The 19476-nt window shown below is 32.1% G+C and carries 19 protein-coding genes; 18 read left to right on the top strand and 1 reads right to left on the bottom strand.

The annotated features are described in order from the left end of the window. The first annotated feature begins 113 nt into the window (after nucleotides 1-113). From LQ679_RS02385 to LQ679_RS02345, 9 genes are all read left to right on the top strand, one after another. The gene (locus LQ679_RS02385; RefSeq protein ID WP_025905265.1) at nucleotides 114-1748 is read left to right on the top strand and encodes a putative polysaccharide biosynthesis protein; all 1635 of its coding nucleotides are present in this window, start codon (nucleotides 114-116) and stop codon (nucleotides 1746-1748) included. A 3-nt stretch (nucleotides 1749-1751) separates the two neighbouring features. Beyond that, entirely contained in the window at nucleotides 1752-2459 is a 708-nt protein-coding gene (locus LQ679_RS02380) for a pseudouridine synthase (protein ID WP_239762045.1), read from the top strand. Nucleotides 2460-2522: 63 nt separating this feature from the next. Then, a complete protein-coding gene (locus tag LQ679_RS02375; protein WP_025905267.1) occupies nucleotides 2523-2948 on the top strand; it encodes a YtxH domain-containing protein in 426 nt (141 codons plus the stop codon). A 253-nt stretch (nucleotides 2949-3201) separates the two neighbouring features. Continuing rightward, complete coding sequence (pepV, locus tag LQ679_RS02370; RefSeq protein ID WP_037588588.1) at nucleotides 3202-4620, top strand: dipeptidase PepV; 1419 nt, start codon at nucleotides 3202-3204, stop codon at nucleotides 4618-4620. Next, complete coding sequence (dat, locus tag LQ679_RS02365; protein WP_239748112.1) at nucleotides 4617-5465, top strand: D-amino-acid transaminase; 849 nt, start codon at nucleotides 4617-4619, stop codon at nucleotides 5463-5465. Before pepV ends, dat begins: the two co-directional genes overlap by 4 nt. A gap of 263 nt (nucleotides 5466-5728) precedes the next feature. Further along, nucleotides 5729-6520 (top strand): phosphotransferase family protein, encoded by a 792-nt coding sequence (locus LQ679_RS02360; protein ID WP_025905270.1) that lies wholly within the window; start codon nucleotides 5729-5731, stop codon nucleotides 6518-6520. 13 nt (nucleotides 6521-6533) lie between these two features. Continuing rightward, nucleotides 6534-7169, top strand: a complete 636-nt coding sequence (trmB, locus tag LQ679_RS02355) for a tRNA (guanosine(46)-N7)-methyltransferase TrmB (protein WP_025905271.1) — start codon at nucleotides 6534-6536, stop codon at nucleotides 7167-7169. Between the two features lie 132 nt (nucleotides 7170-7301). Further along, entirely contained in the window at nucleotides 7302-8144 is an 843-nt protein-coding gene (locus tag LQ679_RS02350) for a YtnP family quorum-quenching lactonase (protein WP_232193771.1), read from the top strand. Then, on the top strand, nucleotides 8134-9333 hold the full coding sequence (locus LQ679_RS02345; RefSeq protein ID WP_037588582.1) for a MalY/PatB family protein: 1200 nt from the start codon (nucleotides 8134-8136) through the stop codon (nucleotides 9331-9333). The genes LQ679_RS02350 and LQ679_RS02345 overlap by 11 nt, the downstream gene beginning before the upstream one ends. A 67-nt stretch (nucleotides 9334-9400) precedes the next feature. Here the strand turns inward: LQ679_RS02345 and LQ679_RS02340 are convergent, their stop codons facing one another. After that, nucleotides 9401-9715 carry a hypothetical protein gene (locus LQ679_RS02340; protein WP_204258595.1) on the bottom strand — a complete coding sequence of 105 codons (315 nt, stop codon included), beginning with the start codon at nucleotides 9713-9715 and terminating at the stop codon, nucleotides 9401-9403. A 79-nt stretch (nucleotides 9716-9794) separates the two neighbouring features. Between LQ679_RS02340 and LQ679_RS02335 the strand changes: the two genes are divergently transcribed. From LQ679_RS02335 to LQ679_RS02295, 9 genes are all read left to right on the top strand, one after another. Beyond that, the gene (locus tag LQ679_RS02335) at nucleotides 9795-10871 is read left to right on the top strand and encodes a M42 family metallopeptidase (protein ID WP_204258594.1); all 1077 of its coding nucleotides are present in this window, start codon (nucleotides 9795-9797) and stop codon (nucleotides 10869-10871) included. Nucleotides 10872-10958: 87 nt separating this feature from the next. Continuing rightward, a complete protein-coding gene (locus LQ679_RS02330) occupies nucleotides 10959-11738 on the top strand; it encodes an amino acid ABC transporter substrate-binding protein (protein WP_058611995.1) in 780 nt (259 codons plus the stop codon). Beyond that, on the top strand, nucleotides 11719-12438 hold the full coding sequence (locus LQ679_RS02325; protein ID WP_191835880.1) for an amino acid ABC transporter permease: 720 nt from the start codon (nucleotides 11719-11721) through the stop codon (nucleotides 12436-12438). The genes LQ679_RS02330 and LQ679_RS02325 overlap by 20 nt, the downstream gene beginning before the upstream one ends. Continuing rightward, the gene (locus tag LQ679_RS02320; protein WP_025905278.1) at nucleotides 12435-13163 is read left to right on the top strand and encodes an amino acid ABC transporter ATP-binding protein; all 729 of its coding nucleotides are present in this window, start codon (nucleotides 12435-12437) and stop codon (nucleotides 13161-13163) included. The genes LQ679_RS02325 and LQ679_RS02320 overlap by 4 nt, the downstream gene beginning before the upstream one ends. A gap of 87 nt (nucleotides 13164-13250) precedes the next feature. Further along, entirely contained in the window at nucleotides 13251-14267 is a 1017-nt protein-coding gene (locus tag LQ679_RS02315; RefSeq protein WP_159315521.1) for a PTS sugar transporter subunit IIC, read from the top strand. Then, on the top strand, nucleotides 14264-14578 hold the full coding sequence (locus LQ679_RS02310; RefSeq protein WP_239748113.1) for a thioredoxin family protein: 315 nt from the start codon (nucleotides 14264-14266) through the stop codon (nucleotides 14576-14578). Before LQ679_RS02315 ends, LQ679_RS02310 begins: the two co-directional genes overlap by 4 nt. 155 nt (nucleotides 14579-14733) lie before the next feature. Beyond that, a complete protein-coding gene (locus tag LQ679_RS02305) occupies nucleotides 14734-15612 on the top strand; it encodes a DUF1444 domain-containing protein (RefSeq protein ID WP_025905281.1) in 879 nt (292 codons plus the stop codon). Between the two features lie 12 nt (nucleotides 15613-15624). After that, nucleotides 15625-16230 (top strand): YtpR family tRNA-binding protein, encoded by a 606-nt coding sequence (gene ytpR / locus LQ679_RS02300; protein ID WP_126477592.1) that lies wholly within the window; start codon nucleotides 15625-15627, stop codon nucleotides 16228-16230. Beyond that, on the top strand, nucleotides 16214-19471 hold the full coding sequence (locus LQ679_RS02295; protein ID WP_345772992.1) for a DNA translocase FtsK: 3258 nt from the start codon (nucleotides 16214-16216) through the stop codon (nucleotides 19469-19471). Before ytpR ends, LQ679_RS02295 begins: the two co-directional genes overlap by 17 nt. Nucleotides 19472-19476 lie beyond the last annotated feature (5 nt).

Genomic DNA, 19476 nt, shown 5'->3' with positions numbered 1-19476 from the left:
CCATAAGTCGATGTAATAATATTTTAACGAATAATGTGTCTTTAAAAAAGTAGTAGAATAGAAATAAACCTGTTATTATTAAATTTAAAAGTAAATTAGATAGGGATGAAATTATGTCAGAAAGTAAAGCGCTAGTAAGGGGAACCTTCCTACTTACTGCAAGTATTTTAATAACAAAAGTAATTGGTATTCTTTATTTAATACCTTTTTACGCTATTATAGGCGATGAAAAAAATCTTGCTCCATTTACATATGCTTATCAACCATACACAATCATGATTACAATAGCAACTGCGGGCGTTCCTTTAGCAGCTGCGAAATATGTATCTAAATATAACGCATTAGGTGCTTATAAAGTAAGTAGAAAATTGTACCGGTCAAGCTTTTTAGTTATGACGGTATCAGGATTTATCGGATTTTTATTACTTTATTTCTTATCACCAACTATTGCTCAATTAACTTTAGCAAATAAAGGTGGTATAGAAGGTGGATGGGGTATAGAAGATATTACAACTGTTATTAGAACAATAAGTTTTGTAGTATTATTTATTCCATTACTCGCAACATGGAGAGGGATCTTCCAAGGATTTAATTCAATGGGTCCTACAGCTGTATCTGAAGTAACTGAACAAGTAGCACGTATCGCATTTATACTTGGCGGAAGTTATATCGTATTAAATGTCATGGATGGTTCTGTGTTAATGGCCAACCAAGTTGCAACTTTTGCAGCTGGTATCGGTGCAATTATCGCATTACTGACTTTACTTTATTTTTGGATGAAGAGAAGACATTTAATAAAAGCAGAAGTTGAACAAGATACAAGTGATATTGATGTATCGTATATCAAAATATATAAAGAAATCATTAAATACAGTATTCCATTTGTAATCGTAAGTTTATGTTTCCCAATTATAAACTTAATCGACCAGTTTACACATAATACTGGGTTAGCGATGGCGGGTGTAGGCAGTGAATTACAAGATATTTATTTCACAATGCTAAGTATGACAACTAATAAAATTGTTATGATTCCGACATCTCTTGCAGCAGGATTTGCAGTGAGTTTAGTACCATTTATTACGAATACTTACAATTCAGGTAGAATTGATGCAATGCATCATCAAATCAGAAAATCATTAGGCGTATTATTATATTTAACAGTTCCAGCATCACTTGGCATTATGGTATTAGCACAGCCTTTATATAACGTGTTCTATAGTTACAATCCAATGGGTACAGAAATATTATTCTGGTATGCGCCAGTTAGTATTTTAATCGCATTATTATCTGTAACAGCTTCAATGTTGCAAGGTATTGATAAACAAGCCTTAACAGTATGGATCGTTATCGCGTCATTAGTCATTAAAGCAGTTATTAACTTACCACTTATTATGGTATTCCATACGTTAGGTGCTGTTATTGGTACGGCAATCGCATTATTAGTAGCTGTTATCTTAAATTGTGTAGTTCTATATAAATATGCAGACTTTAAATTTAATATCACAATTTACCATACATTAAGAATTACTTTCTATACTATAATCATGGTATTATTCGTTGAGTTAAGTTACTTTATTGTGTCATTAATCATTGATCCAACATCAAAATTAGGTGCGCTTATCACACTTATTGTAGGTGGATGTGTAGGTGTAATCGTATATGGATATTTAACAATGCGTTCACGTTTAGCGGATGAATTTTTAGGTGATTTAACTGCAAAAATTAGACGCAAAATTAAGTGGGTGTAAATGATGAGATTAGATAAATTTTTAGCAAATTCAGGTATCGGAACAAGAAAAGAAGTTAAAAAGTTTCTAAAGAAAAATCTCGTTACCGTTAATGATGAAATCGTTAAGAAACCTGAAATGCATATTAATCCAGAAGAAGATGTCATAACATTTGATGATATTCCGATAGAATATGAACCAGTTGTTTATTTAATGATGAATAAGCCATCAGGATTCGTTTCAGCAACAGAAGATGATGAACATGAAACTGTCATTGATATTGTCCCAGAATATATGCATTTAGATTTATTCCCGGTAGGGCGTTTAGACAAAGATACAGAAGGTTTATTACTTTTAACAAACGATGGTAAATTCTCGCATCAACTTATGAGTCCGAAACAAAAAGTCGCTAAAAAGTATTATGTTGAAGTATCTGGACACATTTCAGAAGATGCAATAGATATTTTTAAAGCAGGCATTGATTTAGGAGACTTTACATCTTCTCCAAGTGAATTAGAAATTGTAGAAAATGGGGAAGACTCTATTGCTTACGTTACGATTTATGAAGGTAAATTCCACCAAGTTAAGCGAATGTTTCATGCGATAGGTTGTGAAGTGACTTATTTAAAACGTGTTCAAATTGCTGATTTAGAACTTGATGAACGTTTAGAACTTGGTGAGTATAGACATTTGTTAGAAGAAGATTTTAAACTTTTAAATTTATCTGTTTAAAATGTTTAGAAAGATTTCCTCGGGGTAATATAATAAATATTAACTAAATAGAGGTGGATACAAATGGCTAAAAAAGCAGGATTATTTAGAACGTTAGTAGTATTAGGGGGAACTGCAGCAGCAGTTGTCTTATCTAAAAAAGAAAATAGAGATAAATTAAAAAATGAATACGGGAAATATAAAGAAGATCCAGAGAATTACAAAGAAAATGCTAAACAAAAAGCAAATGAACTAAAAGGTAAAGCACAAGACGAGTACTCAAAATATAAAGAAGATCCAACTTCTTATAAAGAGTCAGCTAAAGAAAAGGCAAAAAATGAATTCCAAAAAGCAAAAGAAGATCCAAAAGGTTATGCATCAAATGCTAAATCTCGTCTAAAAAAAGAGGATCAAGATCCAACTGAACAAAGAGAAGCTAAATTTGATGATGAAGGCGGAACTGCAAACAACAATTTAAGAGTTGTTACAGAAGAAGACTTGAAGAAATAATTTTCTTCTTATGTTCAATATTGGCTAAAACTAGGGCAACTTATTTGTCCTAGTTTTTTTGTTAACAACTTTTGTCGTGTCGGGAAATAATAAGATTCAAAAAAATAATTTTATATAAGACTTTAGTCGTACGTAAAAGGAAATAACTTTTCGCATAAAAAATTAAAAATTTATCGGTAATTCTATTTCATATTTACAAAAATATCATGTATTATATAGATAACTATTCAAGTTAAGAAAGAGATGATTTTCGATGTGGAGAAATAAAGTTAAAGAATATGAAGAAGATATTATAAATGATTTAAAGGGGCTATTAAGCATCGAAAGTGTAAGAGATGATGCAGCAAGTACATACGATGCGCCAGTTGGACCAGGTCCAAAAGAAGCGTTAAATTATATGTATAAGTTAGGGGAAAGAGATGGATTTTCTCACGTTGATATAGACAATATCGCAGGTAGAATTGAAGCGGGTAAAGGTGACGATTTATTAGGTATACTTTGCCATGTCGACGTTGTGCCAGCAGGTGCTGGATGGGATTCTAATCCGTTTGAACCTGTAGAAACAGAAGATGCAATTATTGCAAGAGGTACACTTGATGACAAAGGACCAACAATTGCAGCATACTATGCCGTTAAGATACTTGAAGATATGAAAGTCGAATGGAAAAAAAGAATACATATTATTGTAGGTACTGACGAAGAATCTGATTGGAAATGTACAGATCGTTATTTTGAAACTGAAGAAATGCCTTCAGTAGGTTTTGCACCAGATGCAGAATTCCCTCTAATCCATGGAGAAAAAGGGATTGTAACATTCAACATCGTTCAATCTGGTTATGTGGAAGATAATGATGAGCCTGAAGTAGAATTAAAAGCATTCTTCTCAGGTGAAAGATTCAATATGGTACCAGATACTGCTCAAGCTAAATTACTTATCAAAGAACAAATGACGAATGTTGTTCAGAAATTTGAATCATTTTTAAATGAACATGAGATTGAAGGCGAAACAACAATTGATGAAGGATTCTTAAACATCGTTGTTCATGGTAAATCAGCTCATGGTATGGATCCTACATTAGGTGTGAATGCTGGGTTATACCTTATTCAATTCTTAAATGAATTAAATTTAGATAAATACGCGAGCTCATACGTGAAATTTGCAAATGAATATTTAGTTGATTCTCCAAAAGGTGAAAAAATGGGTATGAAATTTGCTACTGAAGAAATGGGTGAAGTGACGACTAATACAGGTATTATGAGTTATACAGATGTAGATGGTGGTCAATTTGGTATTAATTTAAGATATCCAGAAGGCTTTAATTTCGATCAGTCAATGTCTCGTTTTTCTGAAGAAGTGAAAGAAAAAGGCTTCGACATTGAAATGGACAAACACCAAGTTCCACATTATGTAGATAAAAATGATCCATTCATTGAAAAATTATTATCAGCATATCGCAATCAAACAGGTGATCAGTCCGAGCCGTATACAATCGGTGGCGGTACATATGCTAGAAACTTAGATAAAGGTGTGGCATTCGGTGCGATGTTTAAAGATTCTGAAGATTTAATGCACCAAAAAAATGAATATATCACGAAAAAACAATTATTTAATGCAACTGCAATTTATTTAGAAGCTATATACAATGTCTGTGTAAAGGGTGATGATGAATGAGTTATATTTATATAAATGATGAGTTTGTTGATGAATCTGAAGGTAAGGTTAGCTATTCTGATAGAGGTTATAATTTTGGTGATGGCATATACGAATACATACGTATATATGATGGTAAAGTATTTACATCTAAAGAACACTATGAAAGATTATTTAGAAGTGCGAAAGAAATCGGACTTAATTTAGACGCGTATTCTGTTGAAGGTTTAACAGAAGTAACAAAAGAATTAGCAGCAAAGAATAATGTTGTAAATGGTGGCGTGTATATTCAAGTGACACGTGGTGTTGCACCTCGAAACCATCCGTTTCCTGATGCAAGTACAAAGCCTGTATTTTCAGCATTCTCTAAAAGCTATGACAGACCATATGACGAATTAGAAAATGGTGTTAAAGCTATTACAGTTGAAGATATCAGATGGTTAAGATGTGATATTAAGAGCTTGAACTTATTAGGTAACGTGCTAGCAAAAGAGAAAGCTACACAAAATGATGCTGCTGAAGCAATCATGCATAGAGGCGAAACAGTTACAGAAGGTAGTTCAAGTAACGTTTATGCGATTAAAGATGGCAAGATTTATACACATCCTGCAAATAATTTAATTCTTAATGGGATTACGAGACGTGTTATAAAAGAATTAGCCGAGGATTTAAATATTCCATTTATTGAAGAATCATTTACATTAGATTTCTTAAATAATGCAGATGAAGTGATTATTTCAAGTACATCTATTGAAGTCATGCCAGTTGTGCAAGTAAATGATCAAAAAATAGGTGTCGGAAAAGTCGGACAAATTACGAAGCAATTACAAAATGCATTTAATAATTATATAGAGTCAAAATCATAAAAATTTTTTAGTGTAATTTTAATATCTTAAGTAATTCAAGTGGATACTGAATTTATAAGACTTATTGTATATGAATAGGTTCAAAATACTCGAAAGTTTTCATTTATGAGGTTGAAATCTTAACCGAAAGATAATAAAATTTAAATCAAGCGCACTAAAATTACAAAAATTAAACAAAAATTTTTAAGATTAAAATATGACTCTTGAAAAAGAATATTCTTGAGTCTTTTTCTTTTTCTTTTATTGAAAGTGAGGTGGATAGGTTGGAACATTTTTATCAATTAGGATGGACATTAGACTCAGCAGGTGGTGCATCTGGTGAAGCATATATGGCAGAACAAGATGGCCGCAAGCTCTTCCTAAAACGTAATTCAAGTCCTTTCTTAACAGCATTATCTGCTGAAGGTATCGTGCCAAAATTAGTTTGGACAAAAAGAATCGAAACAGGAGAAGTTGTAACTGCACAACATTGGAAAAATGGTAGAGAGTTAGTCCAAGATGAAATGAATTCTAACCGTGTTGCCAAACTTCTTAAAAAAATACATTCTTCTAAACAATTATTAAATATGCTTAAACGTATGGAAATGAAACCTATGCATCCAGAGATTTTATTTAATAAAATTAACAGCTCATTGTCACGACATGTATTGTCTAATCGCACTGTGAGAAAAGCATTGTTATATTTAGAAGATAACATGCCAACATTAGACAGTAGATTCTATACAGTCATACACGGAGATGTGAATCACAATAATTGGCTTTTATCTGATCAAGATGAACTTTTCTTAGTAGATTGGGAAGGTGCAATGATTGCAGATCCAGCTATTGATATCGGAATGATTTTATATACTTATGTTGATGAGAAAGATTGGTCAGATTGGCTAAGTATGTATGGCATTAACGATACGCATGATTTAAAGAAACGTATGAAGTGGTATACATTGATTCAAGCTATCGCAATGGTAGAGTGGTATGAAGAGAAAAAACGTTATAAAGATATGAATGATTGGTTACACTTCTTAAATGAAGTGATGACAAGAAATGTATTTATATAAGGAGTAACTTTGAATGAGAATGAGAAATAAACCTTGGGCTGACGATTTCTTAAAAGATCATCCCAATATAGTAGATGTAGATCTTAATCATCAATATAAGATGGCAGAATGGTTTGATAAAGATCAACCCATTCATATTGAAGTCGGAACTGGTATGGGTAGATTTATTACTGAGACGGCTAAACAAAATCCTAATATCAATTACGTAGCAATTGAAAAAGATAAAAATGTTATGGTCCGTGTTCTTGAAAAAGTTAAAGAAATGGAATTAAACAATATTAAATTGATTAATCAAGATGCTAAATTATTAACAGAGTATTTTGTTGAAAATGAAGTTTCTAGAATTTATTTGAATTTTTCAGATCCATGGCCAAAGACAAGACATGCTAAAAGAAGATTAACTTTTTCTAGCTTTTTAGAAATTTATCAGCATATTTTGAAAAAAGATGGGCAAATACATTTCAAAACAGATAATCAAGGATTATTTGAGTATAGTTTAGAAAGTATGTCTCAATATGGTATGTCATTTGATTATATTAATTTGAATTTACATGAAGATGAGCCTGAAGATAATATCCGTACTGAATACGAAGATAAATTCTCTAGTAGAGGTTTTAGAATCTATCGTATGGAAGCAAGCTTTAAATAAGGAAGTTGGAATCGTTATGATTCTAACTTCTTTTTTTATGCCATTTTTAACTAATGTGTTGTAGCAATCATGAAAGATGTTCATTACTCTAATTAGTGATAAAATAATAATAAATGATTGGAGGGGAATTTCTTGTTAAATATAGGTGATTTTAAATTATATCCATTACAAGGTGGTATTACTCAAATGGATGGTGGTGCAATGTTTGGTGTCGTTCCAAAAGCATTGTGGACTAAAAAATATCCGCCTAATGAACTTAATCAAATACCTCTCGTAACACATCCTATATTCGTTCAAACAGATGAACACAATATTATAATTGATGCTGGGATAGGTAATGGTAAATTAACAGATAAACAAAAAAGAAACTATGGTACAACTTATGAAAGTGATATTAGTAACTCATTAAAGCAATTTAATTTGACCATAGATGATATTGATATTGTATTGATGTCTCATATGCATTTTGATCATGCTTGTGGACTTACAACTGCAGATGGTCAATCAGTATTTAAAAATGCAACAATTTATACATCACAAATTGAATGGAATGAATTGAGAGCCCCAAATATACGAAGTAGTGCTACATATTGGGAACAAAATTATAAAGGTATTGAACATCAAGTTGTAACATTTGTGGATTCGATGGAAATCGTTCCAGGCATTAAAATGATACATACTGGTGGTCATAGCGCTGGGCATAGTGTCATTGAAATTGAAAGTAATGGTGTGAAAGCTGTGCATATGGCTGATATCTTGCCTACATTAGCCCATCTGAATCCTTTATGGGTTACAGCTTATGATGACTATCCAATGGATTCTATTAATGCTAAGGAAAGGCTTTTACAGAGATATATTAAAGAAGATTATTGGTTCGTGTTCTATCATGATGCCAATTATTTTGCGCTTAAGCTTGATGAACAAACGAAGGGAATTAAAGAAGAAATAAGAAGGGATGATTTAATTGAAATATAATTTTGATGAAGTGATTGATAGAAGGGGAACAGCAACAGTAGCATATGATGGACAACGTAAAGTTTATGATTATGAGAACTTAGAACCATTTTGGATCGCTGATATGGATATTAAGACACCTGATTTTATTATTAACCATTTGAAAAATAAATTAGATCAAGCACATTTCGGTTATTTAGTATGGAAGCAAGAAGCATATTTAAATGCGATTAAAAATTGGTACAAAACAAGATTTTCTGTGAACATCCAAAAGAATGATATATATTATGTGCCAAGTATTTTGTTTACGGTAACTGAAGTTATACGTGAATTTACGAAAGAAGGCGAAGGTGTCTTAATACATACACCTTCATATAATGCTTTTTTAAATTTAATTGAAGGTAATAAAAGAGTTGCTGTCGAATCTCCATTAGTAGCGACAGATAACGGTTATGAGTTGGATAAAGAACAATTTGAAGAAATGGCAGCGCGTGATGATGTTAAAGTGTTAGTACTGTGTAGTCCTCATAATCCAACAGGTAAAGTTTGGACGAAAGAAGAATGTGCATTTATGAAAGATGTTTGTGAAAGACACGATGTCTTTATTGTTTCTGATGAAATTCATATGGATTTTGTGAGAAGTGAAAATGGATTCTATTCTATGACAAATGAAATGACATTAGATTCTCCAATTCTTGTTGTTACTGGATTAGGTAAAACATTTAACTTAGCGAGTTTAGCAAGTAGTTATATGATTACAAAACATCGCTATTTCACATTACAATTCAATCGTAAATTGGCAACATATTATGGATTGTCTGCTGCAAATACATTGGCTGTTGAAGCAGTTAAAGTAGCCTATAATGAAGCAGGTGAATGGGTAGATCAATTAAATGAGCATATCGAGAAGAATATGACCATCTTAGATGAATTTATTAAAAATGAAATGTCTGATCAGTTATCGTTCATTAAACCTGAATCGACATATTTAGCTTGGATAGACTTTTCTAAAAGTGGTTACGTAGAAAGTGATGTTCAAAAAGCATTGCAATCTGTAGGTAAACTTGCAACAGGCATCGGACATTCATATGAGCTTGGAGAAAGTCATCATTTCAGAATGAATTTAGCTTGTAGTGAAGAAAAATTAAGAAGCGGTTTAGAATCTATTAAAAAGTCATTCGACGCACTAGATCACGGTGAAGTTGAATAATGTTTCAGTCATAAAAAATAGAGTCTGAGGTTTAAATTAATCACTCAGACTCATCTTTTTAAACTTATTAAATTTCAAATATATCAATGACTTGGCCATTAAAGGCATCGGCTATAAATTCATAGTGTACTTGTTTATCATCATTGTTAACGGTAATACCACCATGCACAACTTTAGTTTCAATGCCGAATTTTTGGTAGGTCTTTGGGATATGTAATATATAAGAGGCTTCAACATTATTAAATTGTGCTTTGACTTGTTTAAGTATTTCTTCACAACTATATGGTTTATATTGCTTAGCATATACGATAGAAGCAATAATTCCTAAACCAGTAAAAATGGACAATAATATAATGAAAAAGCGGAACTTATTATTCTGCATGACCATGCCTCCTTCTATTTAATTTAAGTTTAACACAAAGACTGAATGATAGATAAATATTTCAATAAGGAGATTTACAATGACACAAATTAGACAAGAAACACTTAATAGAATGAAAGAATTAACAGAATTACACGCTGTACCTGGATTTGAAAATGAAGTACGTGAATATTTAAAAGAAAAAATGGCACCATTTGTTGATGAAATTATTGGTGATAATATGGGCAGTATTTATGGTGTGAAAAAATCCAAAAAAGAAAATGCTCCTAAAGTATTAGTAGCAGCTCATATGGATGAAATTGGCTTTATGGTTACTGAAATGACAAAAGAGGGTATGTTAAAGTTCACACCACTTGGCGGTGTGTCATCAGACGTATGGCTATCACAAACACTACAGTTAAAAACGCGTGACGGTAAATACTATAACGGCGTAGTTGGCAGTATCCCTAAACATTTTAGAACTGGTAAAGAGTCAGGTGTTGCTATTGAAGATATGCTTTTAGATGTTGGTGCAGAAAGCATTGATCAATTAAAAGAAATGGGCATTAAAATTGGTGATACAATTGTTCCAAGTACGAATTTTGAACAACTAACAGAGAATAGAATACTCGCTAAAGCATGGGACAATAGATATGGTTGTTTAGTCGGATTAGAATTACTCGAAGCAGTTAAAGATGAAGAGCTTGATGTTGATTTATATGTAGGCGCAAATGTTCAAGAAGAAGTTGGTTTAAGAGGTGCTTCAGCAAGTGTGAATTTAATCAAACCAGATTTAGCATTAGTTGTGGATTGTTCACCTGCAAATGATATGAAAGGACACATTGGCTTATCAGGTGCTTTAGGAAAAGGTGTATTAATTAGAATTTTAGATCGTACGATGATTTTATCTGAAAGAATGAGAGATTATTTAATTGAAATGGTTGAAGAAAAAGAAATTAATCATCAATACTTCCAATCACCAGGTGGTACAGATGGTGGAGAAATTCATAAAGCTCTAACAGGTATCCCAACTGCGGTAATCGGTGTTTGTGCTAGATATATCCATACAAGTAAAGCTATTTATGACGCAAGAGATTACGAAAGTGCAAAATTATTACTCAATGAAATCGTGTTAAATTTAAGTTCAGAAAAGATTGAATATTTGAAATTTAAATAGTCCAGATTTTAGTAATTGACAGTAGTTGTAATTCGGTCTAAAATATGTTTATTCCGATTTGGATACTAAGAATAGAGGGATGTATAAATGAAAAAGGGTATATTTTTAATTATTGCATTAATTGTTGTGTTAGCTGCATGTGGAAACAGCAACGACAAGAAAGAAAGTAGCAAGAAAGATGATAAAACAATTGTAGTAGGTACAGAAGGTACGTATTCACCATTTAGCTTCCATGATAAAAATGATAAGTTAACTGGATATGATGTAGAAGTAACAAAAGCAGTTGCTAAAGAAATGGGATACAAAGTTGAATTTAAAGAAACACAATGGGATTCAATGTTTGCTGGGTTAGATTCAGGACGTTTTGACATGATTGCTAACCAAGTTGGTATCAACGATGAAAGAAAAGCAAAATATAAATTCTCAGATCCATACACTTATTCAAATGGTGTATTAGTAGTAAATGAGAATAATAAAGACATTAAATCATTCGACGACGTTAAAGGTAAAAAGTTAGCACAAACTTTAACATCTAACTATGGTAAACTTGCAAAATCTAAAGGTGCAGATATTACTAAAGTAGATGGCTTCAACCAAGCGATGGATTTATTACAATCAAATCGTGTTGAAGGTACTTTCAATGATAATGTTTCATATTTAGATTATAAAAAGCAAAAACCTAACGCTAAAATAAAAGCAATTCAAGGTGATGCTGAACAAAGTCAATCTGCATTTACATTTAGTAAAAAAGAAGATGACAAAGTGATTAAAGATTTTAATAAAGGTCTAAAAACTTTAAAAGATAATGGCGAATTAGAAAAAATAAGTAAGAAATGGTTTGGCGCTAATGTTTCAGAGCCTAAATGATGAGCAACTTCATGCATTAAATGCTGCCAAACAAGCATTTCTACCGATGTTAGAGGGTCTAGTTAAATATTCTATTCCTATTACTTTAGTTACTTTTGTACTTGGTTTAATCTTGGCATTAGTTACAGCATTAATGCGTATATCAAGTAGTAAAGTTCTAAAAGGGATTGCACGTTTTTATGTTTCAATCATTCGTGGTACACCTATGATTGTTCAATTATTCATTATCTTTTACGGAATCCCTGAGATTGGTAGATTGGCAACAGGAAATGCAGACAATCAATTAACTTTGTCACCTGTCATAGCTGCGATAATTGGTCTTTCTTTTAATGTAGGTGCATACGCATCTGAAATTTTAAGAGGTGGAATTATGTCTATTCCGAAAGGTCAAACTGAAGCGGCATACTCGATTGGTATGAATTATAAACAAACTGTACAAAGAATTATATTACCTCAAGCAATTAGAGTTTCAGTACCTGCATTAGGTAATACATTCTTAAGCTTGATTAAAGATACGTCTTTACTTGGCTTTATTTTAGTAGCAGAAATGTTTAGAAAAGCACAAGAAGTCGCTTCTACAACATATGAATTCTTAACGATTTATTTACTAGTAGCGATATTGTATTGGATTGTATGTTTTATCATATCAATCGTTCAATCTTACTATGAATCTTATATTGAAAGAGGGTATCGTTCATGATTGAACTTCAAAATATTAAAAAGTCATTTAATGATAAAGAAGTCATCAAAGGGATTAATCTTTCAGTAGATAAAGGTGAAGTAATTACTTTAATTGGGAGATCAGGTTCTGGTAAGACAACTTTATTGAGAATGATGAATGCATTAGAAATTCCGACTGAAGGTACTGTAGTTGTTAATGGCGAAACGTACACGGCAGATAATAAGAAGTCCCAAATTAAAGTACGTAAACAATCTGGTATGGTGTTTCAAAATTACAACTTGTTTCCACATAAAACAGCAATTGAAAATGTTATGGAAGGTTTAGTTACTGTTAAAAAAGTAAATAAACAAAAAGCATATGACGAAGCACTTCAACTTTTAGAAAAAGTAGGATTAGAAAGTGTTAAAGATCAAAGACCTCATGCTTTATCTGGTGGTCAACAACAACGTGTGGCGATTGCGAGAGCATTGGCAATGAACCCTAAAGTGATGTTATTTGACGAACCGACATCAGCATTAGACCCAGAGTTAGTGAATGATGTATTAAAAGTTATTAAAGATTTAGCCAATGAAGGTATGACGATGGTTATTGTTACACATGAAATGAGATTTGCTAGAGAAGTTTCTGATAGAATGATATTCATTCATGATGGTTTAATCGGTGAAGAAGGTAAACCGGAAGAAATGTTTACTCAACCGAAAACAGACGCATTGAAGAAATTTCTAAATGTTATAGAAGTATAAAGTTTCAATATACACATGTTATTATTTTAATTTAAATAATGACATGTGTATTTTTTATTGTATAATCCTTTTAAGGAGTGTGAATAAATGGAACGCGTAAAATCTTTTTTTAATCGAACAATTATAGATGGATTAAGTTATATGGCTTTAGGTTTGTTTAGCACATTAATTGTTGGACTGATTATTGAAACTTTAGGCCAATCATTAAATACATATTTTGATACTTCAATGATGATAGAAATAGGTAAGTTAGCTCAAACTTTAACTGGAGCTGGGGTAGGGGTAGCAGTGAGTTACGGTTTAGGCGCATCACCACTCATTATATTTACAACTGCTGTAACAGGAATGTATGGATATGAACAAGGGGGCGCTGTAGGTAGTTATTTATCTTCAGTATTTGCAAGTGAACTTGGAAGATTATATTCAGGCAAAACTAAAATAGATATTATTTTATCACCGATTTTAACGTTATTTATAGGTGCAGCAATTGCAAAGTTTATAGCACCATTTATCGATGCATTTATGAAAGCATTAGGAAACTGGATACAATTAAGTACGGATCAACAACCTTTATTAATGGGGATATTCGTCAGCCTTATAGTTGGACTTACACTAAGTAGTCCAATTTCAAGTGCAGCTTTAGCGTTAATGCTTGGCTTAAGTGGAACAGCGGCAGCAGCAGCTACGATAGGTGGTTGTTGTCATATGGTCGGATTTGCAGTAACAAGCTATAAAGATAATGGTATTTCAGGTGTTATTGCTCATGGTATTGGTACAAGTAAACTTCAAATTCCAAATTATTTAAAGCAGCCTTTTATATTAATACCACCAGTCGTAGCAAGTATTGTCGTAGCGCCAATTATGACAGTCTTTTGGCCAATGGAAAATAATGCTGCTGGTGCTGGAATGGGTTCAAGTGGACTTGTAGGGCAAATTATGACGATTAAAACAATGGGTAGTACGACTGAAGTATACTTACAAATTGCATTCTTCCATTTCTTATTACCAGCTGTAATCAGTTTATTTGTTTATCAATTGTTGAAGAAGTATCATATAATTAAAGATGGTCAACAAACATTAATGATAGGAAGTGCAAAGAAATGAAACAATTAACGTCAATCGAAGAATACAAATCATTGATTAACGAACCAACAATATTTATGTTCACAGCATCTTGGTGTCCGGATTGTCATTTTATAGATCCTGATTTACCTGGACTTGAAGAGAAATATCATCAATATCAATTCGTATCAGTTGATCGTGATGAATTTATTGATTTATGCCAAGAAGTTGATGTTATGGGCATTCCAAGTTTTATCGCTTATAACAACGGTCAAGAACTTGATAGATACGTTGGTAAAGAAAGAAAAACAATTCCACAAATTAGTGAATTTATTGATGGATTAAATAATTAAATTTATATAAAAAAAGCAGGTCGAAAAAAGTTTCTTTTATTTTCGAATTACCTGCTTTTTTATTTTATTTAACTTCATTTAAATATGTTTATCACTGTTACATAACTGCGATTTGTTGTAAACTATATAGAGGTATAAAAATAGGAGTGTTAAGTATGAATGTCTTTCAAATGAGAGATTTATTAAAAGACCGATTGAAAACTTTAGATGCAAATTTTAAGTTTGATAGGGAAAATGAAAGTTTAAGAATTGAACGAACGGATAATCAAAAAGGGCTTTCAGTTAAATTAGCTCCGATTATTGCTAAATATAAAAATAACGGTAATAAAACAATAGACGAAATTGTTTATTACGTCACTGAAACTATAAATGCAATGCAAGATGAATCTAATAAAGAAATTAATAAGATTGAGATCTTGCCTGTCATAAGGTCTACTAGTTTTCATAAAGAAACGAAAGAAGGTACACCTTTTGTCATTGATGAACATACAGCTGAAACAAATATATATTATGCGCTTGATTTAGGAAATACTTATAGACTAATAGATGAGTCTATGCTCAGTGAACTTAATTTAACGAAAGAACAAATTAAAGAGCAAGCGTTATTCAATATTAAAAAGAGAAAAACAACTTACAAGTCTGATGAAGTTCAAGGCAATACATTCTACTTCATTAACACGAATGATGGATATGATGCTTCACGAATTCTCAATCAAACATTCTTAAAAGATGTTTATCAAAATATTGAAGGGGAAATGTTATTAGCTACACCTCATCAAGATGTATTGGTGATTTGTGATATTAAAAATGAAATTGGATATGATATTGTAGCGCAAATGACGATGCAATTCTTCCAAAATGGCTTAGTGCCAATAACATCATTATCATTCTCTTATACACCTGATAAACCTTTAGAACCAATATTTATTTTAGGTAAAAATCACTCTCGTAAGAGAAACCAAGAAGTTATTGAGCGTTTAGAAAAAAATAGAGAAATATTTAAAAAAATGAAAAATAATCAAAAAAGATTGTAAGGAGTAGGAGAAATGAATTTATTTTATAATAAAAATGGTGTTGGCGACGTATTAATGGTTACTTTAGAACCTTTAACTGAAGGATTAGAATATGATTTTCAAAATGATTTAACAATTATCAAAAGCGAAGATAAAATTGTTGGATTGAATATATTCAATGCTTCTAAATATGTTCAAATAGAAGGCAATGGCAATATTAAAGTTGAAGAGAAACACATTAATAGTATTCAAGACTTACTAGAGAAAAATAATATTAATTATAAATTAGACGTTGATTTATCTCCTAAGTTTGTAGTAGGATACGTATCTGAAAAATCAAAACATCCTGATGCAGATAAACTATCAGTATGTAAAGTTGATGTTGGAAATGAGACATTACAAATTGTATGTGGCGCTCCAAATATTGATCAAGGACAAAAAGTTGTTGTTGCTAAAGTAGGAGCGGTAATGCCTAGTGGAATGATTATTAAAGATGCAGAATTACGTGGTGTTCCTTCTAGCGGTATGATTTGTTCAATGAAAGAACTTGATTTAGAAGGTGCTCCAAAAGAAAAAGGTATAATGGTACTAGATGATAGTTATACTGTAGGAACACCATTCTTTGAAGACGAAAGGTAGTGAACCTATGAGTTGGTTTGATGATATATTCGGGCAATCGAAAAATGAACAAAAAAATGAAAAGCAAAAAAGCGATCAAGTGTCTTTTGATCATCATCCAGATGACGATTCAACTAATGAAGAAATTTATAGAAGACCTAAAGGCAAATTTAGATTTCCGATACAAATGGAATATGAAGAGCAATCCAATCAAGAGCATCATCAACGTGATAATGAAACAAGTCAACGAGAAGAGAAATATCATGATAGTAGATTTTATGATGAAAGCTCAGCTTCTTTTCCAACGAATAGAAGAAGACGTAGAAGAAATCGTAATGTAGATTCATATGAACCTGCTAAGAAGTCAAGAAGTTATGACCAGGATGTAACACATCATTACGGTACGAAAAGTAAACAATCTTCTCAACGATACGACAACAGTAAACGTCATCATGATGACTATCAATTTCAAGAGAGATTAAATGCTTTACATCAGCCAAAATTTAAAGCTTCTGAAGTGCCTTCAGCAATATTCGGTATGAGAAAACAAAAAGAAGTTCCTAATAGTGGTTTGAAAGATCATTCAGCTCAATCTTCACAAAATGATGCTGTAAAAGAAAATAAACGTAAACAAAGTAGTGAAATCGTACGAGATGTCCCTACTTATTCAAAGACGGACAATACGATTAACATTGAAAATATTTATGCTTCACAAATTGTTTCTGAAATTAGAAAAGAACGTGAGAAGAAACTTCAAAAGAAAAAACAATTTGAAAAAGCTTTAAGAGAAAAAAGAGAACAAGAGCTTAACAGTCTTGATTCAGAAGAGAAAAAGTCACAAATTAAAAATCAAGACTATTACTTAAAACAACAAGCTTCATATATTAAAAATGATCCAAAAGATTATCAAGACGTGGAAGATGAACAAGAAGACTTACACGATGAATTACAAAATGACATACATCAAGATGAAACAAGCGACTTACATGATGAGACGGCTAATTCTAATGCGTTACAACCAGATGTCAATGATTTAACTACATATGAATTTAAAGAGATAGACTTGGATTTTGATGATACAGAAGACGACATTCAGCAAGACAATGTTGATGAAATCGTTGAAGAAGTTGATGCTGAACAAGAAGAAGTCAACTCAACTCACGATTCAAATGAAGAGGAAGTTTCAGAATTTGAAGAAGTAGAATCAAACAATGAAGTAGAAGAAATTCATAATGCTGAAGACAGTACGGAAGCTGAAGCAATACAGTATTTTGAAGAAGATAATGATGATTCTAATGAAGCTGTTATCGAACCTTCAGAAATAATCGATACGCATGATTCTCTCGAAGAAGACAATGATGCATCCATTACGCAATCAGAACAATTTGTCGAAGATGATATTTATTTTGAAGAAGTAGAAGATTCTGATTCTGAAGCTGAAGAAATAGATACAATCGAAAATGCTGAAGATTTATTAACATTTGACGAAACTGAAGAAGATAGAGATGAAAGCTTATTCGAGTCTGATCATGTTGATGTGGAAAGTGATACTGAAACAGAAGAAGCGGATAATGTTATTGCAGAAGAATCAAATAACGATCCTATAGAAGTAGAGGACACGGTTCAACAACCTGAAGAACCTAAAGAGACAACTTCTCACGAACCTATCTTGAAGCCTAAACCTGTTAGAAAGTCTTCACCATTTAACGTGATGATGACACCTTCAGATAAGCGTAAACATCAAGCATTTAAGAGTTCATCAAATATCAACAAGACACAAACATCAAACATACAACAAGCAGAAAGTGAAACTCAAAACGAACAACATGGGTCTAACCAAGCTGTTAAACGTAAAGGACCATCTTATGTACTTCCACCAGTATCTATATTAGATGATGTTGTCGAGGAAGAAGATAATAGTGAATGGTTAGAGGAAAAGAAAAAAGAACTAGATGAAGCTTTTTATCATTTTAATGTGCCTGCACATGTAGTAAATATGATACAAGGGCCAACTGTAACGAGATTTGAATTATCTGTTGAAAAAGGTGTTAAAGTATCTAGAATTACTGCTTTACAAGATGACATTAAAATGGCATTAGCTGCTAAAGATATTCGTATTGAAGCACCTATCCCGGGTACAAGTTTTGTAGGTATCGAAGTGCCTAATCAAAGTCCTAAAAAGATTCCGTTAGGCCAAATGATTACGTCTAAACCTTTCCAACAAGCAGAGAGTAAACTAACTGTAGCTATGGGCTTTAAAATAAATAACGAGCCGCTATTAATGGATATTGCAAAGACACCTCATGCGCTCATTGCCGGTGCTACAGGTTCTGGTAAGTCAGTATGTATTAATGCTATTTTAACAAGTTTACTTTATAAAAATCATCCAGATGAGCTGAAACTATTACTGATTGATCCTAAAATGGTAGAGCTTGCACCGTATAATAATTTACCGCATTTAGTTGCGCCAGTTATTACGGATGTTAAAGCCGCAACTGCTAGTTTAAAATGGGCTGTTGAAGAGATGGAACGTAGATATAAACGTTTTGCAGAATTACATGTTAGAAATATTACGGCATTTAATAAGAAAGCAAATTACGAGCAAAGAATGGCAAAAATCATTATAGTTATAGATGAGTTAGCTGATTTAATGATGATGTCACCTCAAGAAGTTGAACAATCTATTGCTAGAATTGCACAAAAAGCTAGAGCATGTGGTATACATATGATTCTTGCGACACAACGACCATCCGTCAATGTGATTACAGGTTTAATTAAAGCAAACGTACCAACAAGAATATCATTCATGGTATCGTCTTCTATTGACTCTAGAACAATTCTTGATGTTGGTGGAGCAGAGAAATTACTTGGTAATGGTGATATGTTATATCTTGGTAACGGTATGAATAAACCGATAAGAGTTCAAGGTGCATTTGTATCAGATGATGAAATTGACGAAACAGTAGAAAATGTAAGTAGTCAAATGAAACCAAATTATCTATTCAAAGAAGAAACATTGTTGAAAAAGGTAAATGAACAACCTGCTGATGCACTGTTTGATGAAGTTTGTGAATTTATGTTAAACGAAGGTCATATTTCAACTTCACTTATACAAAGACATTTCCAAATTGGATATAATAGAGCAGCTAGAATGATTGATAACCTTGAAGAGAGAGGTTATATATCTGGACCTAACGGCTCTAAACCAAGAGATGTACTCATTACTAAAGATATGATAGAAGAAAGAGAAACTAACATTTAAGAAAT

This window comes from Mammaliicoccus sp. I-M35, from assembly GCF_022386455.1.
GTDB lineage: Bacteria > Bacillota > Bacilli > Staphylococcales > Staphylococcaceae > Mammaliicoccus > Mammaliicoccus sciuri_A.
This window is presented reverse-complemented; position numbering and strand designations above follow the sequence as displayed.